General features: G+C 49.5%; 31 protein-coding genes. 12 read left to right on the plus strand and 19 right to left on the minus strand.

Going from position 1 to position 26,720, the window contains the following annotated elements; translation table 11 throughout:
- Positions 1–22 precede the first annotated feature (22 nt).
- Complete coding sequence (locus IEX02_RS12970; protein ID WP_188695835.1) at positions 23–700, minus strand: nitroreductase family protein; 678 nt, start codon at positions 698–700, stop codon at positions 23–25.
- Between the two features lie 145 nt (positions 701–845).
- Positions 846–1,559, minus strand: a complete 714-nt coding sequence (locus IEX02_RS12975) for an EAL domain-containing protein (RefSeq protein ID WP_188695838.1) — start codon at positions 1,557–1,559, stop codon at positions 846–848.
- Between the two features lie 146 nt (positions 1,560–1,705).
- On the opposite strand from IEX02_RS12975, the gene panP reads away from it, so the two are divergent.
- Entirely contained in the window at positions 1,706–3,325 is a 1,620-nt protein-coding gene (gene panP / locus IEX02_RS12980) for a pyridoxal-dependent aspartate 1-decarboxylase PanP (protein WP_188696590.1), read from the plus strand.
- Here panP and IEX02_RS12985 read toward each other — a convergent pair.
- From IEX02_RS12985 to sfsA, 8 genes are all read right to left on the minus strand, one after another.
- Entirely contained in the window at positions 3,318–4,004 is a 687-nt protein-coding gene (locus IEX02_RS12985) for a transporter substrate-binding domain-containing protein (RefSeq protein ID WP_188695840.1), read from the minus strand. The genes panP and IEX02_RS12985 overlap by 8 nt on opposite strands.
- A gap of 37 nt (positions 4,005–4,041) precedes the next feature.
- Positions 4,042–4,896: a pantoate--beta-alanine ligase gene (gene panC / locus IEX02_RS12990; RefSeq protein ID WP_188695844.1), complete on the minus strand. Its 855-nt coding sequence runs from the start codon at positions 4,894–4,896 to the stop codon at positions 4,042–4,044.
- 8 nt (positions 4,897–4,904) lie between these two features.
- On the minus strand, positions 4,905–5,699 hold the full coding sequence (gene panB, locus IEX02_RS12995; protein WP_188695846.1) for a 3-methyl-2-oxobutanoate hydroxymethyltransferase: 795 nt from the start codon (positions 5,697–5,699) through the stop codon (positions 4,905–4,907).
- Positions 5,700–5,780: 81 nt separating this feature from the next.
- Positions 5,781–6,296, minus strand: a complete 516-nt coding sequence (folK, locus tag IEX02_RS13000) for a 2-amino-4-hydroxy-6-hydroxymethyldihydropteridine diphosphokinase (protein ID WP_188695849.1) — start codon at positions 6,294–6,296, stop codon at positions 5,781–5,783.
- Positions 6,296–7,702, minus strand: coding sequence for a polynucleotide adenylyltransferase PcnB (gene pcnB / locus IEX02_RS13005; RefSeq protein ID WP_188695851.1), 1,407 nt, complete (start codon positions 7,700–7,702; stop codon positions 6,296–6,298). Before pcnB ends, folK begins: the two co-directional genes overlap by 1 nt.
- A 69-nt stretch (positions 7,703–7,771) precedes the next feature.
- On the minus strand, positions 7,772–8,650 hold the full coding sequence (gene gluQRS, locus IEX02_RS13010; RefSeq protein WP_308422499.1) for a tRNA glutamyl-Q(34) synthetase GluQRS: 879 nt from the start codon (positions 8,648–8,650) through the stop codon (positions 7,772–7,774).
- 140 nt (positions 8,651–8,790) lie between these two features.
- Positions 8,791–9,240: an RNA polymerase-binding protein DksA gene (gene dksA / locus IEX02_RS13015; RefSeq protein WP_188695857.1), complete on the minus strand. Its 450-nt coding sequence runs from the start codon at positions 9,238–9,240 to the stop codon at positions 8,791–8,793.
- Between the two features lie 163 nt (positions 9,241–9,403).
- Positions 9,404–10,108 carry a DNA/RNA nuclease SfsA gene (gene sfsA / locus IEX02_RS13020; protein WP_188695859.1) on the minus strand — a complete coding sequence of 235 codons (705 nt, stop codon included), beginning with the start codon at positions 10,106–10,108 and terminating at the stop codon, positions 9,404–9,406.
- Between the two features lie 90 nt (positions 10,109–10,198).
- Here sfsA and pepB point away from each other — a divergent pair, with 90 nt between their 5' ends.
- Positions 10,199–11,485, plus strand: coding sequence for an aminopeptidase PepB (pepB, locus tag IEX02_RS13025; RefSeq protein ID WP_188695862.1), 1,287 nt, complete (start codon positions 10,199–10,201; stop codon positions 11,483–11,485).
- A 36-nt stretch (positions 11,486–11,521) separates the two neighbouring features.
- Here the strand turns inward: pepB and IEX02_RS13030 are convergent, their stop codons facing one another.
- A complete protein-coding gene (locus IEX02_RS13030) occupies positions 11,522–11,704 on the minus strand; it encodes a MerR family transcriptional regulator (protein WP_188695865.1) in 183 nt (60 codons plus the stop codon).
- A gap of 201 nt (positions 11,705–11,905) precedes the next feature.
- On the opposite strand from IEX02_RS13030, the gene IEX02_RS13035 reads away from it, so the two are divergent.
- A complete protein-coding gene (locus IEX02_RS13035; RefSeq protein ID WP_188695868.1) occupies positions 11,906–12,499 on the plus strand; it encodes a YhgN family NAAT transporter in 594 nt (197 codons plus the stop codon).
- Positions 12,496–13,074: a YjaG family protein gene (locus tag IEX02_RS13040; protein WP_188695871.1), complete on the plus strand. Its 579-nt coding sequence runs from the start codon at positions 12,496–12,498 to the stop codon at positions 13,072–13,074. The genes IEX02_RS13035 and IEX02_RS13040 overlap by 4 nt, the downstream gene beginning before the upstream one ends.
- An 88-nt stretch (positions 13,075–13,162) precedes the next feature.
- Here IEX02_RS13040 and IEX02_RS13045 read toward each other — a convergent pair whose 3' ends face one another.
- From IEX02_RS13045 to rsmD, 3 genes are all read right to left on the minus strand, one after another.
- Positions 13,163–13,846 carry a hypothetical protein gene (locus tag IEX02_RS13045; protein WP_188695874.1) on the minus strand — a complete coding sequence of 228 codons (684 nt, stop codon included), beginning with the start codon at positions 13,844–13,846 and terminating at the stop codon, positions 13,163–13,165.
- Positions 13,847–14,009: 163 nt separating this feature from the next.
- Complete coding sequence (locus IEX02_RS13050; RefSeq protein ID WP_188695875.1) at positions 14,010–14,378, minus strand: diacylglycerol kinase; 369 nt, start codon at positions 14,376–14,378, stop codon at positions 14,010–14,012.
- A complete protein-coding gene (gene rsmD / locus IEX02_RS13055; protein ID WP_188695878.1) occupies positions 14,375–14,965 on the minus strand; it encodes a 16S rRNA (guanine(966)-N(2))-methyltransferase RsmD in 591 nt (196 codons plus the stop codon). The genes IEX02_RS13050 and rsmD overlap by 4 nt, the downstream gene beginning before the upstream one ends.
- A gap of 87 nt (positions 14,966–15,052) precedes the next feature.
- On the opposite strand from rsmD, the gene ftsY reads away from it, so the two are divergent.
- Genes ftsY through ftsX form a run of 3 tightly spaced genes read left to right on the plus strand, consistent with a single transcriptional unit; the run spans position 15,053 to position 17,971 of the window.
- On the plus strand, positions 15,053–16,303 hold the full coding sequence (ftsY, locus tag IEX02_RS13060; protein WP_188695880.1) for a signal recognition particle-docking protein FtsY: 1,251 nt from the start codon (positions 15,053–15,055) through the stop codon (positions 16,301–16,303).
- A 2-nt stretch (positions 16,304–16,305) separates the two neighbouring features.
- Positions 16,306–17,007 (plus strand): cell division ATP-binding protein FtsE, encoded by a 702-nt coding sequence (ftsE, locus tag IEX02_RS13065; protein WP_188695883.1) that lies wholly within the window; start codon positions 16,306–16,308, stop codon positions 17,005–17,007.
- Entirely contained in the window at positions 16,991–17,971 is a 981-nt protein-coding gene (gene ftsX, locus IEX02_RS13070) for a permease-like cell division protein FtsX (protein WP_188695886.1), read from the plus strand. The genes ftsE and ftsX overlap by 17 nt, the downstream gene beginning before the upstream one ends.
- A 45-nt stretch (positions 17,972–18,016) precedes the next feature.
- Here the strand turns inward: ftsX and IEX02_RS13075 are convergent, their stop codons facing one another.
- From IEX02_RS13075 to IEX02_RS13085, 3 genes are read right to left on the minus strand one after another with little or no spacing between them, the layout of a single operon-like run.
- Entirely contained in the window at positions 18,017–19,378 is a 1,362-nt protein-coding gene (locus IEX02_RS13075; protein ID WP_188695889.1) for a sigma 54-interacting transcriptional regulator, read from the minus strand.
- Complete coding sequence (locus IEX02_RS13080) at positions 19,368–19,931, minus strand: hypothetical protein (protein ID WP_188695894.1); 564 nt, start codon at positions 19,929–19,931, stop codon at positions 19,368–19,370. The genes IEX02_RS13075 and IEX02_RS13080 overlap by 11 nt, the downstream gene beginning before the upstream one ends.
- Entirely contained in the window at positions 19,924–21,345 is a 1,422-nt protein-coding gene (locus IEX02_RS13085; RefSeq protein WP_188695897.1) for a HAMP domain-containing sensor histidine kinase, read from the minus strand. Before IEX02_RS13085 ends, IEX02_RS13080 begins: the two co-directional genes overlap by 8 nt.
- Positions 21,346–22,208: 863 nt before the next feature.
- Here IEX02_RS13085 and IEX02_RS13090 point away from each other — a divergent pair.
- On the plus strand, positions 22,209–22,541 hold the full coding sequence (locus IEX02_RS13090; protein WP_188695900.1) for a hypothetical protein: 333 nt from the start codon (positions 22,209–22,211) through the stop codon (positions 22,539–22,541).
- Positions 22,542–22,657: 116 nt separating this feature from the next.
- Positions 22,658–23,509, plus strand: a complete 852-nt coding sequence (rpoH, locus tag IEX02_RS13095) for an RNA polymerase sigma factor RpoH (RefSeq protein ID WP_188695902.1) — start codon at positions 22,658–22,660, stop codon at positions 23,507–23,509.
- A gap of 38 nt (positions 23,510–23,547) precedes the next feature.
- On the opposite strand, the gene IEX02_RS13100 is transcribed toward rpoH, so the two are convergent.
- Positions 23,548–24,459, minus strand: a complete 912-nt coding sequence (locus IEX02_RS13100) for a bifunctional GNAT family N-acetyltransferase/hotdog fold thioesterase (protein ID WP_188695905.1) — start codon at positions 24,457–24,459, stop codon at positions 23,548–23,550.
- Between the two features lie 59 nt (positions 24,460–24,518).
- Here IEX02_RS13100 and IEX02_RS13105 point away from each other — a divergent pair, with 59 nt between their 5' ends.
- Positions 24,519–25,352, plus strand: coding sequence for a class I SAM-dependent methyltransferase (locus IEX02_RS13105; protein ID WP_188695907.1), 834 nt, complete (start codon positions 24,519–24,521; stop codon positions 25,350–25,352).
- Here the strand turns inward: IEX02_RS13105 and dtd are convergent.
- Positions 25,312–25,752, minus strand: coding sequence for a D-aminoacyl-tRNA deacylase (gene dtd / locus IEX02_RS13110; protein ID WP_188695910.1), 441 nt, complete (start codon positions 25,750–25,752; stop codon positions 25,312–25,314). The genes IEX02_RS13105 and dtd overlap by 41 nt on opposite strands.
- Positions 25,753–25,856: 104 nt before the next feature.
- On the opposite strand from dtd, the gene IEX02_RS13115 reads away from it, so the two are divergent.
- Complete coding sequence (locus tag IEX02_RS13115) at positions 25,857–26,081, plus strand: hypothetical protein (RefSeq protein ID WP_188695913.1); 225 nt, start codon at positions 25,857–25,859, stop codon at positions 26,079–26,081.
- Positions 26,081–26,719, plus strand: coding sequence for a DUF2959 domain-containing protein (locus IEX02_RS13120; protein ID WP_188695916.1), 639 nt, complete (start codon positions 26,081–26,083; stop codon positions 26,717–26,719). Before IEX02_RS13115 ends, IEX02_RS13120 begins: the two co-directional genes overlap by 1 nt.
- Position 26,720: the final 1 nt, after the last annotated feature.

A 26,720-nucleotide genomic window follows, 5' to 3' on the forward strand; every position in this document is an offset into this window, starting at 1 on the left:
CCCGTTAATCCGGGCTCCTTTCTTAAAGAAACGTAGCAATCTCTCTTAAGTCTTTTTTTACCAGTGCATGTTCAGGCACGGTGGCGTCCTCGGCGGGATAACCTGCTATCAGCAGCATATAGGGGCGTTCATTATCCGGATTACGCTGGCATATTTCAGTCAGAAAACTCATGGGTTTAGGCGTATGGGTTAGTGTCACCAACCCAGCCTGATGTAAGGCCTGAATCAAAAAACCAGTGGCCAGTCCAACCGACTCGTGCACATAGTAATTTTGCTGGTTATCCTGAGCATGAATGCCCCCGCGTTTCTGGCTAAACACAGCGATAAGCCAAGGCGCGTGCTCCAGATAAGGCTTCTGCGCATCGGTACCCAGGGGCTTCAGCGCCCCCAGCCATTCTTCTCCGGCGCGTCCTTCATAGAAAGAGCGCTCCAAAGCCTCGGCCTGTTGCCGAATCTGTTGTTTAACGCTGGGGTCTTGAATGGCGACAAAGTGCCAGGGTTGATGGTTGGCACCACTGGGGGCGGTTCCTGCCGAACGAATACAGGTTTCAATCAACGCTTGACTGACTGGGCGATCCGAAAACGAGCGTATCGTATGGCGACGACAACAACTGGCATAAAATGCCTGGGCGCGGGCCAACATTTCCTCTGGGGGGAACTCCTGATAATCCATCAGGGGAACACAAGCATGATCCTGCATAACAAATCCTTGGCATTGAGCAAGGACTTATAAGTACCGCATCCTAGCCTGGCGGGTCAATTCACCCAACAAACAGGAATAGCTACATTTTCTTTACCACTGTCAAGAATCGCAGCCAGATAGAAGAATGAACGGGACAGCCCCCTTAGCTTAAGAATGCCTGGGGGCGGCTAAAATAAAAGCCCTGCCCATAGCGAATTCCCATTCCCTGCACAGCGTCAAGCGCACTTTTATCTTCAATATGCTCGGCAATCACCGCAATACCCCGTTCATCGGCCAGTTGGTTCAGATGGCCGACAAAATCCAGCGTTTCCTGGCTGTTTACCATTTGACGGATCAGTGCGCCATCAACCTTCACACCATCAATGGGTAAATCCAGAATACTGGTGATATTGCTGGAAATAGCACCGAAGTGATCGACAAAGAGTTTGATATTCAAACGTTTGCAGAGGGCCAGAAAGGACATAAAGTCATCACGAAAATCAAAGGCCGTGGAAGCCATCAATTCAAGAGTGACTCGACTTGGAACGGGGTAATCATCCAGAAACTCGGCAAGAAATTTGGCGAAGGCAGGTTCCACTATGTCCTGCTGACTGATATTGATGCTAAATGCCATATTGTTGTTGCGAAAGTAGCTGGCACAGCGGTAGAAAATGCGTTGGCTGAGCTCACCAAAACATTGATGGCGCTCGACAAGATATAGAAACTCGCTGGGTAGGAAGGTTCTTTCATCATCGGTGACCAACCTTGCCAAACACTCGTAGCTCCATACAGCATGATGTTGCAGATCCATAATCGGCTGGAAATAGGGCACGATACGCTCAATATCGAATAAACCGTCTATCTCTTTAATTCGCATGCAATTTCTTCTTATCAACCCGATAATCTCAATATAGCAGCGCAGTTGCTGGCCGGATACCAATTTGTCCGGCTTGTTTGCGGTGGATGACGCAAGAGGGGAAAAAGGGTAAAGTCCGCGTCCGGACGGTTGAATAGAGAATGTCAGTGACTAATGCCCAAGCCAGCCTGGCGCATCTGTATCGAGTATTTACCAAGCCTGAAGGTCAGGATTCCAAGCTGGCTCAGATAGAGCGCCACCTGTCCGACAATCTGGCGGATTTTTTATCCCGACATGTAGTAGCCAGTAACCGTTCCTTGGAAGATATCGAACAGGACTTCAACCAGTCACTGATCCCCGAGCAGCCGCAATTTGTCTCTGAGCATGCCGAACAGCTGCTGGATAAGCTGGTTGCCCATTCGGTTAATACCTACTCTCCACGCTTTATCGGTCATATGACCTCCGCCCTGCCCTATTTCCACCTGAGCCTGGCCAAGTTGTTAGTAGGCTTAAACCAAAACCTGGTAAAAATCGAAACCTCTAAGGCATTCACTCCCTTGGAACGCCAGGTCTTGGGCATGATTCACCGTCTGGTTTACAACCATGATGATAATTTCTATCAACAGTATCTGCATAATGCCAACCGCAGTCTGGGAAGCTTTTGCAGCGGGGGGACTATTGCCAACATTTCCGCCCTTTGGGTGGCCCGCAACAAACTTTTTGCCCCCCGGGGTAAGTTTCGCGGTATCAGCCAGGACGGATTGCTGGCCGGCATGCGTGAATACGGTTACGAAAAACTATCGGTTATCACCTCCAAGCGCGGCCATTATTCACTCGGCAAAGCAGTGGATGTTCTTGGCCTGGGTCGCCAAAGCTTATTGACCTTGCCTTGCCCGCGACAAACTCTCGACCCCGAATTGGCACTTAAAGAAGGGCAAGCCATTTTAGCCGAAGGCGGCAAAGTCATGGCTCTGGTTGCTCTGGCCGGAACCACGGAAACCGGCCATATCGATCCTCTGAATGAACTGGCCGATGTAGCAGCCGAGTTAGGTTGTCACTTACACGTTGATGCCGCCTGGGGCGGTGCTACCCTGTTTTCCCGACGCTATGGCAACTTGCTAAAAGGTATTGAACGCGCCGACTCGGTTACATTAGATGCCCATAAACAGATGTACGTGCCCATGGGGGCTGGCATGGTGCTGTTTAAAGACCCCGACGCCGGCAATCAGGTTCGTCACCATGCGCAATACATTCTGCGACAGGGCTCAAAAGATCTGGGCGCCACCAGTCTGGAAGGCTCACGTAATGGCATGGCCATGATGCTGTATGCGTCACTACATATTCTGGGCAGAAATGGTTATGAGTTATTGATTGATCAGAGTATTGAGAAAGCCGCCGCCTTTGCCACCTTAATTGAAGCCCATCCGCACTTTCAGCTGACGACTTCTCCGATACTCTGCTTACTGACCTACCGTTTCGTTCCGCAAGCTGTGCAGTCAATACTGAAGGGGCAACCTGAACTGGCCGCGCAGCTTAATCCGTTGCTGGATGAGTTAACGGTGGCGATTCAAAAACAACAACGAGAATCAGGGCACTCTTTTGTATCCCGTACCCGCCTTGAGATACAAGATTATGACAGCCCCATCAATGTGTTCCGGGTTGTACTGGCCAATCCACTAACCAGTACAACAGACTTGACGGATATTCTGGCAGAGCAGGAGCGGCTGGCTCATACACTACCTCAATACCAAGAGTTGTTAACGCTAGTGTCCAGAGCTTCTATCTGAGCCTGTTGTTGTGCTCCACCACATAACGCAACTCTCTTTCTACGGCGGGTACTAACTCGGCATAACGTCGATGCAAATAATGATAGACCTCGCCCTGATAGACAGCAGGCAGGGCGATTTGTACCCCTTGAGGACCAATCATACGGATATGTTCATAAGAGAGCACCAGTAAGGCATAGTCAATGCGTTGGTGAGCCAACATATCCAGTACCTGCTGGTGCGAAGACAACTCCATACGCCTTATTTTTGTAGACCGTAACACCTCACTCAGCACGGTTTTTCCCCCTACCAGGGCAACCATTTTGCTCGCATCCTGCAAAATCTGTTGCTGACACACCACAGTTTGCGCACATACCAGATAGACTTCTACCTCCATTAACGCCACGTTTGCACGCACCATGTCTGGTAACTGTTCTTCTGCCATAGCGAACTTGGCGGCAATGCCATCAACTTCGCCACGATTACCAACGATAAACTCTCTTTCGCTCGCTACCGGCGTAAATGCCAGTTCGATGCCCAGGTTTGCATATGCTTGACGTAATTCATTCTGAATAAGGCTGATTTGCGGATGACTGATATAGGAAAATAATAGCGCGGAGGGAGGTGGCTCAGCATAAGCCTTTTGAAAAAAGGCGCCGGACAATAGCAAAATGCCGGCGCATAGTTGTCTGATAAGCATATAGCATTCCCTGGCTGAAATCAGACAAGTGTAGTCGTTATTCGTGCAATTCCACCTGAATATTATCGATCAATCTGGCCCTACCCAGGAAAGCAGCCCCCAGGATAACCAGATGGGTATCTTCATGGCTGGGATGCAATAAGGACTGTGCAGAACGTATTTCTATGTAATCAGGCTTCAGCCCCTCTTCCATCAGTTGCTGCTTATGCTCCTGAATCAAACGGCTGAAATCCCGGCGTCCAAGTTGGATGGCATCAGCAACAGACTGCAGAGTACGGTACAAGGCAGGCGCAATTTCACGTTCATCGGTGGTCAGGTAGTTGTTTCTGGAACTCATCGCCAGACCATCACCTTCCCGTACCGTCGGCACACCGTGAACCTTCAGATTCATGGACAAGTCCGTCACCATAGCCTTAATCACTTGAAGCTGCTGGAAGTCTTTCTCACCGAAAAAGGCATGATTAGGTTGCACCATATTGAACAGCTTGCACACTATGGTGGCTACGCCCCGAAAATGTCCCGGGCGGCTGGCACCGCAGATCATATAAGAGATGCCAGGTACCTCGACGAAGGTTTGTTGTTCCAAACCACGGGGGTATATGTCTTCCACCTGCGGGGTAAAAACCACATCAACCCCTAAGGACTCTAGCGCCGCCAGATCGTGCGCCATAGTACGAGGGTAGGCCGCCAAATCTTCATCTGGGCCGAACTGAAGAGGGTTAACGAAAATAGAAGCCACCACCATATCGGTCACTTCCCTGGCTTGTTTAACCAAACGCAGGTGGCCATGGTGCAGATTCCCCATGGTGGGTACAAAGCCAATTACTTTGCCTTCCAGTTGCCAGCGTCGTCTGATGTCGCGCAAGCTGGCAATATCACTGATCACTTGCATCATTCACCTCAACTAAAACTGTGTTGCTCTGACGGGAAGCGCCCGTTTTTGACCTCTTCGATATACAAGCTCACCGCTTTACGGATATCACCGGTCTCGGCCAGATAGTTTTTGGAAAATTTAGGCATGTAATTAGCACTAATGCCAAACATGTCATGCATTACCAATACCTGCCCGTCGGTGTGAGGACCAGCGCCGATTCCGATCACCGGAATACTGAGCGTTTGGCTGATGCGCTCGCCCAACTCGGTAGGAATACATTCCAGTACCAGCAACTGAATGCCCGCCTGCTCCAAGGCCAGCGCCTGAGCAACGATTTCATCGGCCGCACTTTGCTCACGCCCCTGTACTTTAAAACCACCAAACTTATGCACTGATTGCGGGGTTAATCCCAGATGGCCGCATACCGGCACGCCACGCTCAGCCAAGCCTTTGATGGCTTCAACCAGCCACAAGCCGCCTTCCATCTTGACCATTTCCGCACCGGCAGCCATAAGTTGCGCTGCGTTGGCATAGGTCTGTTCGGCCGTGGCGTAAGACATAAACGGCATATCAGCAACAACGAATGCACGCTGCGCACCATTTTTAACCGACTTTGTATGATAAGCCATCTGTTCTACGGTAACAGGTAAGGTGCTGTTTTCACCCATCAGTACCATCCCCAGAGAGTCGCCTATCAACATCACATCGATACCCTGCTCATCAAACAACTTGGCAAAGCTGGCATCATAGGCCGTGATAACACTGATTCGCTCACCCTGTTGTTTCATTTTTGCCAGGGTTGAGATCGTCACTTTTTTCATAGGTTCCCCCACGTCGCTGCACGCGACTTATCCCATCTGGGCCGACCACATCAGCCAGGCCCCCAAATCGGCACACCGCAGTCAGGACTTCGCCAGTTGTGCGTGAACGCTGTCACTATCCAGCAAGGTTAGCAGACCATTACCCGGACAAGCATCCAGTAGCACACCGAGTTTACGGCCATCCGGCATGACTAGGTCCGGCGCAATCTCAAACAACGGGTACAATACAAACTCCCGCTCTGCCATCCCATAATGGGGCACAGTCAGCTCGGGTAACTCAATCACTTGATCGTCGTACAACAGAATATCCAGATCCAGAGTTCGTGCGCCCCAACGACGCTCTCTCACCCGTCCCTGATGATTTTCTATTGTCTGTAAAGCATGCAAGAAATCCAGCGGTGCCAGCAAGGTTTCCACCACCGCCACAGCATTGACATAGTCAGGCTGGTCCTGTGGTCCCATCGGTTTGCTGGCATAAAAAGAAGAGCTGCGCAGGAGCTTGGCAACGCTCGGCTGGTCAAGCATTCTCAATGCTTGCAGTAATTGCTCCTGAGGCTGGTCTAGATTACTACCCAACCCGATATAACAACGGCGCATCAGGATTGCGGCTTTTTAGTGGTTCTTGGCCGTCTGCGGCGACGGTTGCTACGTTTGCTGCGGTCTGAATCCTGCAAACGTTCAAGCATTGACTTACGTCGCTCTGCATCGGCGTCCTGGAAATCCGTCCACCAACTAGCCAGCACTTCGAGCTCACCACCTTCGATGCTCGCTCTGAGTAATAGAAAGTCGTAGGCAGCTCGAAACTTTGGATGTTCCAGCAACACATAGGCACGTTTACCAAAACGTCTGCTCAGACGATGCTGCAGAGCCCAAATATCACGCATCGGCAACGTAAAGCGCTTAGGGATCATAATCCGCTGCAACTGGCGATTGAGCACATCATTCATCGCCATATTGAAGGCATCCTGATTACTCAATCCGCCATCAGCCTGCAATTGCTGGCAACGCTGTTCTACCGGATACCACAACAAGGCGGCATAGATAAAAGCGGGGGTCACCCGCAACTCAGCGTTGATTCGCTCATCGGTATTAACCAAGACCTGCTCAACAAACTGACATTCTTTACTGCCAGGTACTTTGAGCATGGGCTGCAATTGCGGGAATAGCTGACCAAACAAGCCATACTGTTGCAGCAAGCGATAGGTGGCTAAACCCTTGCCGGATAAAAACAGCTTAAGCACTTCCTCAAACAAACGAGCAGGAGGAATATTTGCCAGCAGAGGAGCCAATTGCGGAATAATATCGCCGGCTTCATTCGCGATCTGCATATCCAATTTAGCGGCAAAACGCACAGCCCTTAGCATACGCACAGGATCTTCGCGATAACGGGTTTCCGGGTCACCAATCAGGTGAATCTTTCGCGTTTTCAACGCCTGCATACCGCCAGCAAAATCCGTCACACTGAAGTCAGCAATGTTGTAATACATGGCGTTAAAGGTGAAATCTCTGCGCTGAGCATCTTCTTCAATACTGCCAAACACGTTATCGCGCAGAATCAAGCCTTCATCACTGTGTTTGCTGAGTTTGTCATCTACCGCTTCGGATTGTGACTGGTGATGCCCCCGGAATGTAGCCACCTCAATAATTTCTCTGCCAAACACCACGTGTGCCAAGCGAAAACGCCGCCCGATCAGGCGACAATTGCGAAACAACGCCTTAACCTGTTCAGGTTCAGCGTCAGTGGCAACATCAAAGTCCTTAGGATGCAGACCAAGCAGCAAATCACGTACACAACCGCCCACTAAATGCGCCTGAAAGCCGGCATTATGCAGACGATACAATACCTTCAACGCATTATCGCTGATGTCCTGACGGGAAATTCCGTGCTCAGCACGGGGGATGATCACGGGCGTAAGCTTAATCTTCGCTGGTTGGCCGGAAAGCACCTGTTTGACCTTGTTAATGACACGGGAAATGATAATGCTGTCTCCTGCACTGCCCATGAGCCTAAAAAATGGGCGCTAATGATATACCAGCAAGGGAAAAAAGAGAATCGAACAGCTTAGCTGTACCTATTGTTCAACCAGCACTTCTCGTTGCGGGGGCAACAGTGCCGGTGACCAATTCCTGCAAGCCCATTCCAGCAACTTCTCCAATTGACTAAATTCAGTCAGCACGGCGTCGGGAAAACCCAGTATGCTCAAGGCCCGGCGCACATTTTTCAGCGCCTGATAGTTATCCAGTGCAGGTGCATGATTCTGCTTGCTAAGCTTTAGTCCTGGCCGGGTCGATGCGACGGGAAGGTGTAACCAGGTTGGCGCAGCGGCGCCCAAGGCATGATACAAAGCCACCTGCAGCACTGTGACATCGAGCAAATCGGCGCCGCGAACCACCTGCGTAATGCCTTGTTCAATATCATCCGCCACCACCGCCAATTGATATGCGTACAAGCCATCTTTACGACGCACCACAAAATCCTCTTCAGCCTGTGTCGCCTCAACCTTAACCAGGCCCAGATGTTCATCACGAAAACTGTACACAGGTTGCTGATTCAAAAAGCGAATAGCAGCGGGGCCTGCCTGCGTATTCTTGGCTGCCAGGCAACGTACATGGCCACCCTCTTGTTTGATTTTCGCCCTGGTACAATGGCAAGCATAGCTCTGGCCAGCGCCAGACAACTGTGCCAACAGCGCATCATAACGTTCACTCTGCTGACTTTGGTACAACACCTGGCCATCCCAGTGTAAACCGTGAGCGTCTAACTGAGACAGAATAAGCCCGGAGGCGCCCGCCACTTCCCTTGGAGGATCGATATCTTCTATGCGCACCAGCCACTGTCCCTGTTGGCTTCTAGCCTGTAAAAAACTGCCTAATGCGGCTACCAGCGAACCTAAATGCAGCGGACCAGAAGGGGAAGGGGCAAAACGACCGATGTAAGCGGATTCAGCCATCATGGATTACGTATTGATGCGAGATATGCGGTAGTAAGCACGAGCGACACCCATGCTTAGTAGATATGGAAACCTGTAAGTAAGCTATGACCTTGAAAAACAGCACGGAGCGACAATAAACCGCTCCGCAAACAGTCATATCAGCCTTGCATCTGCTTTTCTTTGATCTCAGCCATCGTCTTACAATCGATACAAAGGTCGGCTGTGGGGCGCGCTTCAAGGCGACGTACACCAATCTCAATACCACAGGCATCACAGAATCCGAAATCATCTTCTTCAATGCGTTTCAGCGTTTTTTCGATCTTCTTGATCAGCTTGCGCTCACGATCCCTAGTACGTAACTCCAGGCTGAATTCTTCTTCCTGAGCTGCGCGGTCAACAGGGTCGGGAAAGTTTGCCGCTTCATCCTGCATATGGTGCACGGTACGATCCACTTCCTCACGCAACTGATCACGCCACGCCTTAAGAATACGGCGGAAATGTTCCAGTTGCGGCTCATTCATGTACTCCTCGCCGGGCTTCTCCTGATAGGGAGCCAAACCAGCCAGAGCCAATAATCCGAGTGACTTATGTGAATTTTCTGTTGGCATCAGCCAAGTCTCCTAAACAGCTTTCCGAGCTAAAGCAAGCGGCTATCTATAGCAGAAAGGCACTTACCAGGCAATTTTTATCACAACCAGCTCTTCGAGCGCTGTACTGTCCAAAATCAGAAGCCTTATATGGTCTTTAGGGGTTAAAAATCAACCCTAAAATTCAACAAACAAAATCGAGTGGTTGATTTAACAGAATTTTTTCAGCGCTAAAGGTGCAATTATAGGCCATCACTTCCACACCAGATGCCTGCGCTTTCGCCAACGCCTGTGCATATTGTGGATCAATGTGTCGGGCCACCTTTACCGACTGAATACCGCTATGCTGTACACAAAAAAACAGCACAGCACGCGCCCCTTGGGCTGCCATATAAGCCAACTCGGCTAAATGACGCTGACCACGCTGCGTAACCGCATCCGGGAAGTAACCTTGCTCGTTGTCCAGCAAGGTAACGGATTTTATTTCAACATAGCAATCCGCTTTATCCGCTGCTCTCAACAATAAGTCGATACGGCTATTCTCCTGTCCATATTTCACTTCCCTGGCAATCTGCTGATAGCCGGTCAGTTCGACAATCACCTCTTTACGCACCGCTTCTTCAACAACGCGATTGGCATTGAGGGTATTAATACCAATCCACTGCTGCTGATGGTTTTGGGCAAGCTGCCAGCTATAAGCAAGTTTACGCTTGGGGTCATTATGATAGGACAGCCAGACCACAAATCCCGGTTCGGCACAGCCGGTCATGGCACCGGTATTAGCACAATGAGCGGTCACAATCTCACCGCTATCTAACTGTACATCGGCTAAAAAACGCTTGTATCTCTTCAGCAATACACCGCGAATTAATGGAGGATCAAAGAGCATGGCTTGAGAGAGGCCCCTTAGCTGGTAAAATGACAGTACTTAACTGCCTGGGCAAACAAGCCGCTCAGGATAGCATAACAGGAGTATTTCATGTCCAGCTTGCAAGTCCGTCTTAGTTCGTCCGCCCCTGAAAGCCAATGGGGAAGCAAAGCCCCGGTATCTTTCGATAACCAAACGGCCACAATTCACCTGTCTGGTGTCGATAAAGAGCAAACCCGCAGCATTCGTAAAGCCGCTCGTGTATTGGACGGCATGGGGGTTGAAAAAGTCCAACTCGTTGGCACCTGGAGCCTTGATCAGCAGTGGGCGTTTGCCGGTAGCTTCACCACAGCCAAAAAGCAGAATCATATTCAATGGGCCGATGATGCCAACCAGGACAAACTGGTGAAGATGTATCAGGCTTTATTATTTACCCGTAATTTGATCAACCGCACACCAGAAGACGTCTATCCGCAGAGTCTGGCCAAGGATGTTGTGGACTGGCTGTCACAATTAGCACCGAACCAGGTATCGGCCAAAACCTGGGTAGGCGAAGAGCTCAAAGACGCCGGTTGGGCCGGCATTTACAATGTAGGCAGAGGCAGTGAACGCCCGCCGGTATTACTGGAACTGGATTTTAATCCCAGTGGTAAAAGCGATGAGCCGGTAGCCGCCGCCTTGGTTGGCAAAGGCATTACCTTTGACAGTGGCGGTTACAGCATTAAAGCCAGTGAAGGCATGTTGACCATGAAGTGTGATATGGGTGGTGCTGCCACCGTCAGTGGCGCTTTGGGACTGGCAATTCTGCAAGGATTGAGCAAGCGAGTGAAACTCTTCCTGTGCTGTGCTGAGAACCTGATCAGCGGTCATGCTTATAAGTTAGGAGATATCCTGACCTATAAAAATGGCGTGACCGTTGAGATTGTCAACACCGATGCCGAGGGTCGTTTAGTGCTGGCCGATGGCTTGCTGGCGGCGGGTGAAACCGGCGCTCCCTTAACCATCAATGCGGCCACCCTAACCGGTGCCGCTGTAATGGCCCTAGGTGGTGAATATCACGCCTTGTTTGGCTTGGACAAAGACACTCAAGGCCGTATGCAGCAATTTGCCGAACAGGAAATGGAGCCGGTATGGCCACTGCCTCTTGATGCCTGGCATCAGGAAATGTGCCCATCTCCCTATGCTGATACCGCCAACAGTCGCCCCATGAAAGGTGGTGGTGCCGGTGGCGCTTCCAATGCGGCAGGCTTCTTGTCACGCTTTGTGGCCAATGAAGGTAAAGGTTGGGTTCATATGGATTTGGCTGGCGCCTTTAATAACAGCGCCACATCAACCATGCCAGCCGGTGCCACGGGTATGGGCATCAGAACCATCGCCCGCGCTCTGCTTGATGCATAGTTCAAAATAGAAGGGAAGCCAGTGGCTTCCCTTTTCTCAGATACCGCCTAAGCGTTCTGCTAATTCTTTGTATCTGCGTACGTCATCGCTATCGAAAAGAGGCCTGCCCTCACCATCTTTGTCTCTCGCGACCAGCAAGCTCTCGCGTTCCAGGCGCTCGACCCTAATCTCCGCTACGCCCAGATAATCCGCAACCTCAGACACTGACATCAAACTCATTACTGTAATCCCCGTAAATGGTATAGGTGTTTTAGCACAGACCTTTTATCACTAGCTCCCTCCGAGGAGGCACAGTATTTTGCACTGCTGCTACCACTCGGCAGCCATATGTCGGCCTTTTTAATTAACTTACTGAAAATCTACCTGTTTTGACAGATAATACGCAGACACAAAGAATGTCACTCAACTCCTGGGAAATCAATGGATACCTGGTCTGCCGCTATCATGCTGTTTTTCATCATGGATCCGTTGGGCAACTTGCCCATTTTCATGTCTGTGCTGAAAGGGATCCCATCACGCCGACGACGTATTATTGTAGCCAGAGAGTTGTTGTTTTCCCTGGCCATCATGTTGTTATTTCTGTACAGCGGCCAGGCAGTTCTTGATTTTCTCAACGTCAGGCAGGAAACCGTCAGCGTAGCGGGCGGTATCGTGCTGTTCCTTATCGCTATTCGTATGATATTCCCGCAACCCGGCGGCCCCACAGGGCACAGTTCAGATTCAGAGCCCTTTTTAGTGCCATTGGCCATTCCATTGGTCGCCGGCCCTTCCCTGCTTGCAGCACTTATTCTTATTGCTAACCAGGATCCCAGCCGGATGACGGACTGGACTATCGCCGCCGTATCGGCCTGGTTTGTTTCTTCCGTTATTTTAATGTTTTCCGGCTTGTTTCACCGCATTCTGGGGGAACGCGGTTTGACCGCGGTAGAACGTCTGATGGGCATGATCCTAGCCATGATTTCCATCCAGATGTTTCTGGACGGTATCGCCAAATATTTGGAGCATAGTGTATGAAGTTAAACACCTTTCAACGTGTCAGAGCTTTGCAAGGTTGGCAGGCCGTTGCTTTTGGTGCCACCCTAGTGGAGCGCAGCTTGCCGAACTATCAGCTATTCTGCGAGGTCAGCAATTTTGGCGATGCCGAGCAATATCGTAATAGCTTGAACGCGGTGTGGGACTGGTTAGCTAACCCTAAAGCCAAATTGAACTTAGGGGTGCACTTGGAGCGTATTGAAGAGGCCACCCCGGATGCTGAAGCATTCGATTCTTTTGGTGTTTACCCCGCCATTGACCTTTGCATGTCTTTTGCTGCGCTGTTGCAACTGATGATGGGAGAAGACCTGCAAGGTGCAGTGGTAATCAGCAAGTTGTCGCAAGGCTCCGTTGAAGCCTTTATAGAGGCCACCAGTGATGCAGAATTAGATGCCAAACAAATCAAAGCCCACCCTCTGATGGAATGGGAAGTGGCCTTTCAAAATGAGTTGTTAGACCGTCTCGACACCCTAAACAGAGACAAGGACGGGATTCAACTGCTGCGCACCATGGCCGTAGAAGAAGGCATCAGTAATATTGGCTTGGAAATCGGCTGATAGCGCTTAGTCTGCAGTTCGCCAACGCAGGCCACAAGGGGCTGGATTTGTCCAAATATGCACTCGACAGATAAAACAGCCTCAGCGTTTAATGTGTTTGTAACTGTTGCATCTGAAACGCCTGCCAGGCGGACGGCTCAAGTGTTTGCACATCAAGCAAGCGCAGTCTGACTGAGTCATAGCCGGGCTCATCGCCAAGGGGGATGACATAACCAATCAGCCCATGACGTTGTTTATCAAACCAGATATCCCCCTGTTTACCAGACAGGCCTACACCGCCAATGCGGTAATGCAGGCTGTCCCTTCCATCTCGTTGTACCTCGCCTATAAACTGCAATTGCACCTCGCCAAATGATTTAAATTGCCCTGGCTTTTGGCGAAAATCAAAGTCTAATCGCTCAAATGTCATTGTGCTTTGCTTATCGGCCTTATGAGCGACAAATCCGCTGAGACTAGCGAAGTCAAAATCATAGCTGTGCCAGTATTGCCCGCCCAACGCAAACTGCATTTGTTGCGCATTGAGCTCTATCTGCAAATAACCATCATGTGCTAGCAGGCTAGCGGTTTGCCGTTGCTCGCCCTGCGCATTTAATCGGTATACAACAAAGCTTGTAACATTGTTAGTCAATGGATGGGTAACCGCCCGGACTAGCGTTGCTCTGCCTGCGCCGCTATGCCATTTAAACGACTCTATGTGATTTTTGGCAGGAAAATACACGGCAATAAAAGCGGCGTTGCTGCCATCCAGATTTGATTTTTCATACCACCGCATTTGCCCGTTCTGGTCAGCATAAACTGCCGCAGTAATGAGCCATCCGCTCAGAACAAGCCCGATAGTGTTGAACAATATACGCACAGCCCTTCCCCTTTGTTGGCAGAACCAGCATAGTTCCCCTGTGGGCAAAGGCAGTTACAAAGTGTAAGGAATTATATGGCTAGAGTTTAGGCAGTAGGATGGCAAGCCAGCTCACTACTATGATCAGCAGAGTAAAAAAGACCGCGGCTGAGCCTAAGTCTTTCGCTTGCTTGGAGAGAGGATGACACTCGGTACTGATTCTATCTATGGCCGCTTCAATAGCACTATTCAGGCATTCCACCATCAGTAACAATAGCAGTGGACCAATCAGCAGAATAAGCTCCACCGGGGAGTCGGCCAGCCAAATCGCCACTGGCAACAGCAGCACACACAGTAGCAACTCCTGACGAAAAGCCGCCTCATAACGAAACGCATAGCCAATGCCATCCATGGAACAAAGCGTAGCGCGCCAGACCCTGGCCAATCCAGTTCCGTTGGGCTTTTTCATGCTGTCTCCAGATACTCGAACAACTGATAACTCACTTGTTTGGTCTGCTTGTGCTTTAGCAACTGCCAATTGGCTGGTATGGGCAAATTCGCGCCGACCTCGGCTTCAACATAAATCAATGCACCGTTATTAAGCCGTTGATTGACGCTTAACAAGGGGATGACTTCATCCAACAATGACTTATGAAAAGGGGGATCAAGAAACACCAGGTCAAAGCTTTCATCACTCTTGGCTAGATAGGCTTGCACATTACCTTTGATCAGTCTGGCCTGATTTTGTGCTCCCAGAGTCTGAATATTTTTGTCCAATAACAGGGCTGCCTGACGATCCTGCTCAACAAAAGTTACTGAGGCTGCATGCCGCGACAGCGCTTCGAACCCCAGCCCCCCGGTGCCGGCAAAGGCATCCAGACAGCGGCTATCCGCCACATGCGCGGTCAGCCAGTTGAATAGGGTTTCTTTGGTACGATCTGTGGTGGGGCGCAAGCCGTCCAAATCCATGACAGGGAGCTTTCTTCCCCGCCATCGTCCACCTATGATACGAATACTACCCGTGGCAGTAGCCTGGCTTTTAACAGCTCGCTTCATTTGTCAATTCAAGAAATGCTATGATTGCGCACAGTCTAATCGGCTGCGGCCGATAACCCAACGATTTTCAAAGGATCCGCAACGCCCATGTCAAAGTTTTTCGGCTGGTTCAAAAAAGATAAACCAGCGCCCGTAGATGACAAACCCACGCCTCAGGCGGAACCCTCAATCCCAGCGACTGAAGAAAACGAATCTACCGTTGCAACCCCTGAGACCACGGCACCCGCGCTGGCCCCGGAGGCAATCACTGAAGTTGAAACGACAACGGCGGACATAACGCCTGAGCCTGAGCCTGAGCCTGAGCCTGAGCCTGAGCCTGAGCCTGAGCCTGAGCCTGAGCCTGAGCCTGAGCCTGAGCCTGAGCCTGAGCCTGAGCCTGAGCCTGAGCCTGAGCCTGAGCCTGAGCCTACAAGCAAAACCGGTTTCTTTGCCAGACTCAAGCAAAGTTTATCCCGCACCAGCAGTAATATCGGCAGCGGTATTGCCAGTTTGTTTCGGGGTAAAAAGATCGATGACGAACTATTCGAAGAATTGGAAACACAGCTGCTGGTCGCCGATGTGGGCATTAACACCACAGGAACCATTATTCAGCAGCTGACCGAGGGCGCCAAGCGCGGCCAATTGCGCGACGGCGATGCCTTGTATGGCCTGCTGAAAACGCAAATGGCGGGCATGTTGGAAGGCGTCAGCCGGCCCCTGGACGTTAATTCTGCATCGGGCCCCTTTGTAATCTTAATGGTTGGAGTAAACGGCGTAGGAAAAACCACCACTATAGGTAAGTTGGCTAAACAGTTCCAACAACAGGGCAAGAGTGTCATGCTGGCAGCCGGTGATACCTTCAGAGCGGCCGCCGTTGAACAGTTGCAAACCTGGGGAGAGCGCAACAAGATTCAGGTGGTTGCCCAACATACCGGGGCCGACAGTGCTTCGGTCATCTTTGATGCCCTGCAATCGGCCAAATCCCGCAATGTGGATATACTGATCGCGGATACCGCCGGTCGTTTGCAAAACAAAGATAACCTGATGGAAGAACTAAAAAAAATCGTACGGGTTATGAAGAAAATCGACCCCGAAGCGCCGCATGAAATCATGCTGACATTGGATGCAGGAACGGGCCAGAATGCCATCTCTCAGGCCCGCCTGTTTAATCAGGCGGTGGGGCTGACCGGTTTATGCCTGACCAAGCTCGATGGTACGGCTAAAGGCGGCGTGATTTTTGCCCTGGCGGACCAATTTTCCTTACCCATTCGCTATATCGGCGTGGGCGAAGGTATTGATGATTTGCGTCCCTTTGACGGCCCGCAGTTTGTCGATGCCCTGTTTGCTGAGAAAGACTAACCATGATCCGGTTTGAGCAGGTCAGTAAAACCTATCCAGGGGGCCAGCAGGCCCTGCGTCAGGTGAATTTTCATATTGCCCCTGGAGAGATGGCTTTTCTGACTGGCCATTCAGGCGCAGGTAAAAGTACCTTACTGAAACTCATCAGTATTATGGAGCGGCCAACTGTTGGTCGGGTGATGATCAATGGCCATGACCTGAACCGCATTCGTCGTCAGCAAATCCCTTTTATCCGCCGCGACATCGGCATGATTTTCCAAAGCCATCAACTCCTGATGGATAAAAGCGTGTTTGACAATGTCGCGCTGCCTTTGATCATTGAAGGTTATTCCCATAAGGAAGTCAGCAAACGCGTCAGTGCCGTACTCGATAGGGTGGGTTTATCAGATAAAAGCCGTTGCTTACCCATTGCGTTATCGGGTGGTGAGCAGCAGCGCGTAGGGATCGCCAGAGCGGTGGTGAATAAGCCGCCATTATTACTGGCCGACGAGCCCACGGGTAACCTTGACCCTAAGCTGTCGCTTGAAATCATCCGACTATTTGAAGATTTCAATCAGGCCGGTGTGGCGGTCTTAATAGCGACCCATGATTTAGGTCTGATAGCACGAATGAAATACCGGACCCTGACTTTGAAAAAGGGCCAGATGATTACCGACGGACTGACCGAAGACTGGCCGGGAGATGACGATGAGTCTGCTATTTAAAGGGCGCAGTCAAGGCGCTGAACGCACCGGTATCTCGTTACCGCAGCGACTGGTTATGTTTTTTATCAGCCATGTTCGTCAGGCACTGGCCAGTCTGGGGGAATTGTGGCGCAATCCTGCCGCATCCATGATGACAATAGCGGTATTAGGTCTGAGCATCACCTTGCCCAGTACCTTATATATACTGCTAAAGAACACCGAGCGAGTCAGCGCAGGTTGGGACCAGGCTTCTGAAATCACCCTGTTCTTGCACCGGGATACTCAGGCAGGCGATATTCAGCAACTACAAACCCGCCTCAAACTGTGGCCTGAAGTTGAAAGCGTCGTGCATATAGACAAAGCCCAGGCGATGGAAGAGTTTCAGCAACTTTCTGGCTTTGGTGAAGCCCTTAGCTATCTGGATAATAACCCTCTGCCCGATGTTTTGTTAGTGACCCCAACCAGTAAACACACCTCTCCCACTGCTGCAGGTCTGCTGCTAGACAAGCTGCGCAAAGAGCGGGAAGTCGAAGTTGGACAATTAGATATCCAATGGCTGGAACGCTTACATGGTTTAGTGGGCATTGCCAAAGAGCTTGTTTCCGTTGTGGCCTTATTACTCTTTCTGGCCGTGGTACTGATTATTGGCAACACCATTCGTTTGAATATTCTCAATAAGCGCGATGAAATTCTGGTGATGAAACTGGTGGGTGCCACCGATGCCTTTATCCAGCGACCGTTCCTATACACCGGATTTTGGTATGGCCTGCTGGGCGGCCTGTTAGCCTGGGTAACGGTCGCACTGCTACTCTGGTGGATGGGCGACAGCATTAGCAAGGTAACACAGCTTTACCAAACCCAGTTCAAGGTAGACGGCCTGCACGGTCAGGCTCTGCTGTTAATGTTGGGATTATCCATTCTATTAGGACTAGCGGGTTCACTGCTGTCTGTGCATAAGCATATTCGGGCTATCGAACCCAAATAAGTATGCAGTTGAGTGGCTCTCAACTGCATACCAACCTAAGACAAATTACTCTCTGAACGCTTCTGGGGATAAATGATGTTTATCCAACAGCTTATAAAACTCAGTGCGGTTGCGACCGGCAATGCGTGCCGCCTGAGTGACATTACCCGTGGTTGCTTTAAGTAAATCAGCCAAATAACGGCGTTCAAACTCATCCCTGGCCCGGGCAAAGGACGGCAGCGTGCTGGGTTTGTCGCGCAGCGCTTTTTGCACCAGCTCAGCGGGTATCAACGGCCCGTTGCACAGAGCCACTGTCTGTTCTACTACGTTTTGTAATTGTCTGACGTTACCTGGCCAGGGGGCGGCGATAAGAAGCTCCATGGCCTCGTCAGAATAGCCTGTTACCTGCTTACGGCTACGTGATAATACCTGGCCGAGAAAGTGATTCACCAACAACGGAATATCGTCACGTCGTTCGGACAGCGGCGGCAATTGCAATTCCACCACATTCAGTCGGTAATAAAGGTCTTCACGGAAATCACCAGCTTGAATAGCCTGTTCAAGATCTCTGTGTGTTGCGCTGATGATCCGCACATCAATGCTGATTGGCTGGGTTGCCCCCACCGGACGCACTTCACGCTCCTGCAGAGCACGCAACAATTTCACCTGAAAATTAAGCGGCATATCGCCAATTTCATCCAGAAACAGCGTTCCACCGTTGGCAGACTGAAACAAACCTACGTGCTCGCGATTTGCGCCGGTAAAGGCCCCCTTGGTATGACCAAACAATTCTGATTCAAAAAGGGACTCAGGAATAGCCGCGCAGTTTACCGCAACAAAAGGGGCATTCGCGCGTTCACTGACCAAATGTATTGCTTTAGCCAGCAACTCTTTACCCGTTCCGCTCTGACTGTTAATAAAAATACTAACGTCACTGTCGGCCACTTGCCTTGCCTGCTGCAACAATTCTTCCATCTTAGCGCTGCGGCTGATAATAGCACTACGCCAGTTAGCATCATCTGACTGCTGGTTCTCATCTGACACCATAGGATGCAACCTTATTGCATCAGCCGCCGCCGTCAGCAATTGCTGACTATCAAAGGGCTTAGTCAGGTAAGAAAAAACCCCTTTTTTAGTGGCTTCGATGGCATCAGGAATCGTGCCGTGTGCCGTCAGTATGATAACCGGCAGACCGGGATACCTTTCTCGCACAGCACCAAACAATGCCATCCCATCCATGCCTTCCATGCGCAAGTCGCTGATAACCAGGTTAGGATTGAAAGTCTCCATAATCCCCAGAGCCTGCTTGCCGCTATCAGCTTGCTCAACTTGGTAACCTGCGCCCTGTAAACGCATACTGATGAGTTTTAACAGCGATGGATCATCATCCACCACCAACACCCGTTTATCTGCTACCTCATTTGCCATTGCTTTCTGCTTCCCTCTTCAGAATATTTCTCTCAATCGCTTTAAGCTGCTGCAATTGTTGTTCCAAAGATTGCTTTTGTTGTTGCAGCCATATCCTATCTTGTTGTTCTTTCTTCAATTCTGTTTGTAAACGCCTGTGCTTGTCGTCTAAATCGTTATACTTGTGCTGCCATTGGATCCGCTGCTCCAGTTGGTGCGATAACAGCTTCAGCAGTCCTTTATCTTCATTTGAGGCCCCTGCCATTGCCTTATCCAGTGATACTTTCGCCAACTCAACATTGCTCGCCGAGGTATTAGGGATACTGAGTAATAAGATAAGGTGCAATGCCGCTTTATGGTCACCTTGCTCGACAGACTGTTGCTGTCGGGCGACTTCAGTATCCATCCCGTCACTATCCAGGCCACTAATGTACAGATAGTAGTCACCAAGATTGTCTACATTAACCACCGGGGTCGACTCTTGGGACGATTGCTGTGACAAACTCTGGCAACCGGACAACATCGTCATCCCCAGTATTAGCCAAAGCGACGGCATACGGCATAAGTTAAACATGAATGATTTTCTCCACCCCGTTTAAGGGCAAACTGATTTCAAAATGGCAGCCTCTGCGGCTGTCTTTTAATAGAATGTGGCCATTGTACTTGCGCACGAGCTCCCGAGTGATGGTCAACCCCAACCCACTCCCCTTTATCTTGGCATCGGCCCGAACGCTTCCTTGATAGAAAGGTTCAAAAACTAATTCGTGCTGCTCAGAGGGAATACCAGGTCCCTCATCTATCACATCAAGCACCAGAATTTGCTCATGCAATGCCGCGCAGACGGTAATCTTGCCTTCAACCGGAGAGAATTTCACTGCGTTTGACAGCAGATTATCCAGAATTACTCGTAAATGTTCCGGGTGCATGGGAATTCGGTAATCCTCAGGTGGCAAACTGAGCAACAATACCTTGCCTTGAATTTCCAATGCCCTGTCCGCCAACACCCTTTCCAGGCTATGAGATAGGTAGCAACTTTGCGGTTTCAATGTTGAGCTGTTGTCCAACACCATATTAAAGTTGAGCAAATCCTCAATTAACTGCTGTAAGCGGCTGACGCTGCTGCGGATAATCCCAGATACTTCCTGCTGTGATGGATTCAGTGAGCCTGCCGTCCCATCATAAAGCAACTCAGCCCCTTCACGAATAGCCGCTAGCGGTGTTTTCAGTTCATGGGAAATATGCCGGATGAAATGACTTTTCTGTTCTTCCAACTCCAACAGTTGAACCCGCATGGCTTCCAATATTTGCGCAACTTCCTGAATCTCCTGCACTCCCGCCACTGACACCTTTTTCTCAAAGTTGCCTTCCTGCAGACGGCTGATTTGCGGTTTAAGTTCATTAATCGGCCGCATTAATAATCTGACAAATAACAACGCAATTAATAATGAGGCAGGAATAACCAAAGCCGACTGTAAAACCGTGGTTCGCAGCTGATCGGCACTTTGCTCAATGGCATGTACCTTAGTGTCTATCGCCTTGCGGCTTAAGCGATAAAGATCATTACCTTGCTCGTTCAGGCTGTCATATTTTTCTTGCAGCAGTGCAATATCAAAGTCGGCTAACTGTTCACTTAAGGCGGCATGTAACAGTGCTTCCTGCCGCAACAATTCAGCGACGCCACTTTGCAATTCAGCCTGGCTTTCCAACTCTTGGGTTAGCACCAACAATTCATGGCGGAGCTCCAGATAGCCACGCCAGATCGCCTGATCTTTCAGCACCAGATATTGGCTGGCACTGCGCTCCATATTGCTGAGCAACTGCCCGACCTGACGCGTGCCATACACTAGACCTGAGACTTCCTGAATAGCCAGGGTGCCCTGATTAGACAACTTATCAATCCTGACTAGCGCCATGGCCAGAGCCAGGATCAAAGGTAAGCTAACCAAGGCAAAGCCAAGCAAAGTCAGAGATTTGAGAGAAGATGGCATGTATTTAGCCAATGACACTGTCCTCAACAAAAAGATGAATGAATTCCCGCGTATTGTGCCTGAAAAGTGCAGGGAAACTAAGCCTACAACACGACAGCATTGCCCTGCGACGACACTGTCTCAAATCGGAGACGATCAAAAAACAATCACAAATAAAACCTAAGCAAATGTTTTTTAAAACCTTTTTCAACATAGGAATAAATTTAACTGTTGCCCCATTCAAAAAACATTGCCACTACGTCACCAATTGGAGACAAAATATCCTCTGGACTGATAAATCATATTTCTAACTCTTTAAAAGCTAGGGATATTTTTTATTGGCACGGTTCTGGCTTAGTAAGATGAAAATAACTATATGTTTGTACAATGCCTCTATTTCAATATCATTCTTTCAGACTTTATCCGGACGTTACCCCTTTAAATCTTTTGGTAGCATCAAAATCAATGATTTATCTAGTTTTCATGCTCTCTTCATTGAATTATTTTCCCGAGAATAGGTCTGGAATGCTATTGTCAAAAAAGACTCACGGCACCTGGTAAGGCCCGCGCCTCGCACAGGTGCCACACATTCCGGACAGGCGAGTCCAGAATACTTGCAGCCATCAAACCTATAGGTGAGAATGGGTTGGCAAGACGCAAGGACAGTCGTCAGTTGCTGGTAGCCACTGAAGTTTTTTACGAAAAATTCAGGAAAGTCGATGTATTCCCCCGGCCGGAGGCCGATAACCCGGTTATGAGTCTGGACTTTTCATTCAGGAAGGAATGAAAAACCTCCAAATGCAGTTACTCCTAACGTTCGTCATTTACAACCTGAAAAAATTTACCCAGGGCTTGGGCCCATATGCTTTTCACAGGGGGAAAAGATGGAAAATAGCGCAAATCGCTATGTAAAAGTTGGGAACTGGATTTTCGAAGTCAAAATGGTCAGGGCCATTCGTGTAGAGGAATACGGCAAACCCTACGATGCAGTTGCACACATGACGTTCAACGGTGATGAAGTCTATGTTGACAGTCAACTGAGTAGTTCAGAACAAACCCTGGATCGCACGGATATGGATGCTTTTCTGGATTTTGCACAAATGATGGAAGTGGATAATTTCCGTTATGACAGATTCCAGAATGGCGAGCGACGTTCCAGAAATATACGCCTAGTTGAAAAGCAGGAAGTGCAGCCCAATATCAGGCTGGTTAAGTAACGGAACTAGGCGCAAAAGTTGTTGTCCATATTGAGCCCGTTATCCAAGATAGACGGGCTGGTGATCACCTAAACTGGGTGCTACACTGGCTCAACTCAATATTCGTGAGGTAAACGATGAGCACAAATATGCGTTCTATGGCGTTAAGCGTACCTCAGACAGGCAGTCTGGAAGCCTATATGCAGGCAGTGAGCTCTATTAATATGCTCACCGCTGAAGAAGAAAAGGCATTAGCTGAACGTCTTCACCATGAAGGGGATCTTGAAGCAGCTCGTAAGCTGATCATGTCGCACCTTCGCTTTGTTGTGCATATTGCCAAGTCTTATTCAGGCTACGGTCTGCCACAAGCCGATTTAATTCAGGAAGGCAATATTGGTCTGATGAAAGCGGTTAAACGCTTTGACCCGAGCGTAGGTGTACGTTTGGTGTCTTTCGCCGTGCATTGGATTAAAGCCGAAATCCACGAGTTCGTACTGCGTAACTGGCGGATCGTCAAAGTCGCTACCACTAAAGCACAGCGCAAGCTGTTCTTTAATCTGCGTAAGGCGAAAAAGCGCTTGGGTTGGTTCACGCACGAAGAAGTTCAAAAGGTAGCAGATGAACTTGGCGTGAGTACCAAGGAAGTGCTGCAGATGGAAGCTCGCATGAGCAGCCAGGACCAGGCCTTTGATTTATCTAACGATGATGATGAAACCGGGAGCTTTGCCCCCGTACAGTATCTGGAAGATAAAAGTGCCGATGTCGAATCAACAGTGTTGAATGCCGATTGGGATGAATCTTCAACCCAGCGTTTGTATTCCGCCATTAAGACATTGGATGAGCGCAGCCAGCACATTATCCAGTGCCGCTGGTTAACTGATGATAAGACCACGTTGCAAGATCTGGCAGATAAATATCAGGTTTCTGCTGAGCGTGTTCGTCAAATTGAGAAAAATGCGTTGAAAAAATTGCAAGCCGCCATGGTTTGATGTTCTGAAATAAAAAATAAAGGCGCCTGTAGGCGCCTTTATTGTTTCTCTTCACTTGGTGGTAATATCCAGTAAACACCATGAAATTCTGCCACGGCACTATGACCGTCATGAATTTCAACCACTAGCTTAAACGGCGACTTACGTCCCTTGGCCAATAAATCACTCTTACCGCTGACAGACTCAATGTTACACAAAGCCCGCGGCTGCATACTGATTGGCTTATGATAATGAATATCTGCATCTCCCAGCACAATTTCACCTTCCAGGCCTTTTTCCTTCAGTTGCAAGTGCAACATCCCCCAGCCCGTCAGTGTGGCCAGAGAGAAAATACTGCCGGCGAACATAGTTCCGTGCAGATTAATATTCTTATTTAACGATGCCCGGACCTCCAACGTGCGGCCGGTATACTGGTAGAGCTTAATACCCATTTGTTCGCTAATGGGGATAGTTTCATACCAAATATCTTGTAACTCTTTGCACCATTTAGGGTGCAACATCACCGCATTAAGCTCGGTTAACTTTTTAACCATTTGCTCACGCTTTAACTGGCCAAGTTCGGTTGTAGCCTCACCAACCACTTCAAAACCACAGCTTTTAAAGAAGGGGGTGGAGATCTCGCGACTGTTCGTCACGATACGTTCAATTCCCTGCCCACGCGCCACGCCTTCTAAGGCCGATACCACCAGTTTACCAAGGCCCTTACCATGATAGTCCGGATGCACAGCGATATGTCGAATCTGTGCCTCTTCGGGCGTATTAAAATGCAACCGGCCAATGGCAATCACTTCCCCTTCAGCATTGGTAACCATGCGGTGGATGCCAACTTGCTCATATTCATCTTTTTCCGAACCTTCAGGATAATTCCAGGGCTTGCGCAACATTATCCAGCGAAAGTGAAAGTACTTGGCAAACTCATCTTCCGTGTTCGGTGTATCAACTTTGTACATTTATCTCACCCAGAATTAATCTTACCGACGACTTAACAAGCACTGGTTAGCACCCTATAGTGAAGATCCCCAATACACAGGTTCAGGGTATCCCGCTGTTTGAACTGAATAAGGAACTCCGGCATGGCGAACTACTTTACTGGCACGAACCAGATGTATTCGTCTACCAAAATCAGGCTTATCGTTGGCTATGTCTGGGTGACACAGTACAGACTGTGATGGATTTGAGCAATCCCCAACACTTGGTATTACCCCATCAGCACGCCATGGCATTATCCCTGTTTTTTTGCCCTCAGCCTCGCCAAGTGCTTGAATTGGGGCTGGGCGGCGGCGCGATGCAACGTTATTTTAGCCAACAATATCCACAAGCAAACATGCATAGCATTGAGCATAGCCTTGCTGTGATTCAATCAGCCCTTGCTTATTTCCACCTCAATGCCAATCAGGTTACGCAGGCCGATGCTGGCCACAGTATCAAGCAGCACAAGCACATAGACTTGCTGCTTGTTGACCTCTTCTCCAGTCAAACGCATCCCGCTTGCTTGTGGCAACCCGCTTTCCATCAAGCCTGTCTGAACACGCTATCCAGCCAGGGGATACTGGTATACAACCTCTTGCCCGAATCACCACAGCAACTAGCTGAGTGGTTTGATTTTTTACAGCAACAGACAGGAAACACGCCACTTTGTATTGATGTACCTCATTACCAGAATAAAGTACTGATCTGCGCTTCTTTCCCACTAGCCATACCCGAAATGGCAAGATTAGCTGTATTCGCCAATGACCATGACATCAACCTTAACTATCTGGCACTACCCACGTCATTTTCAGGGGCTGAACACATAGCGCCAGCTAGGCAATCCGCAACTGGAAAGTCACCGGGCCGTCGTTAACCAGGCCGACCTGCATATCCGCACCAAATTGCCCGGTCTGACACTCAACACCTTTTTCACGAACTAAGCCGATAAAGTATTCATACAGCGTTTTACTCATCTGCGGATCTCCCGCTCTGGAGAAGCTGGGTCTGTTGCCTTTGTCGGTATCAGCCACTAAGGTAAATTGTGATACCACCAGCAACTGCCCCTCCACTTGAGTCAGGTTGAGGTTCATTTTGCCCTGCTCGTCGGTGAAAATGCGATAATTGAGTACCCGCTCACACAGACGTTTTGCCTTGGCTTCATCGTCACCTTGCTCCACACCCAGCAATAGCATAATACCCTTACCAATCTCCCCGACTCTTTCACCCTCCACATCCACGTGTGCCGATGTCACTCTTTGTATTAATGCTATCATCTCAATTCCCCGCTTATGCAAACCGCAGATTGTGGCAAAGTTTGCCTACCGTGCACAATTGAATTAACTTAACCTTAATTAGCTACACCTCAATGGAGATATTCATGGCAGGACAAGGGTCCGGCGGTAATGTGATAGCCGCAATTTGTAATGTGTTTTTTCCTGGCCTTGGTCAGTTAGTACAGGGCAGAATCCTGGCGGCATTGATCTTCGCGATTATTGCGTTCGGTGGATACGCCTTATGGTTTTTAGTGGTCCCGGCAATCATAGGGGGTATTGCCCACCTATGGTCCATTATTGACGCCGCCAAATTTAAGGCCAACGACTGATGTTACGCTGGGCATCACTACTGAGCCTTTGGTTGCTGCTATCCGGTTGCCAATCGGCCTACTATTCAGCAATGGAAAAAGTCGGCTTTGAAAAACGCGATATTCTGGTAGACAGAGTAGAAGACGCCAAAGACGCTCAAGAAGATGCCCAACAGCAATTCAGTTCGGCGCTGGAGCGCTTCAGTACCCTGCTGCAATTCGATGGTGGTGAATTACAAAGCGTCTACGAAGATCTAAAGGATCAATATGAGGCCAGTGAAGCATCCGCCAGCAAGGTATCTAATCGTATAGATAAAGTAGAAGACGTTGCCGAGGCTTTATTTGACGAATGGCAGGATGAGCTCGAGCAATATGAAAGCGAGAAGTTCAGACGCGACAGCACCGTAAAACTTAAGGAAACCCGGCGTCGTTATCAACAATTGATTACTTCTATGCGTCGGGCCGAAAGCAAAATGTCGCCCGTATTAAGCGCTCTGAAAGACAACGTTTTGTATCTGAAACATAATCTTAACGCCAGTGCTATCGGCTCATTACAAGGCGAGTTTGGCAGTATCAAACGTGATATCGACCAGTTGATCAGGGAAATGAACCGCGCTATTTCCCAGTCCAACGATTTTATTCAGAGCATGCAGCAATAAG

Source organism: Bowmanella pacifica (genome assembly GCF_014645355.1).
GTDB lineage: Bacteria > Pseudomonadota > Gammaproteobacteria > Enterobacterales > Alteromonadaceae > Bowmanella > Bowmanella pacifica.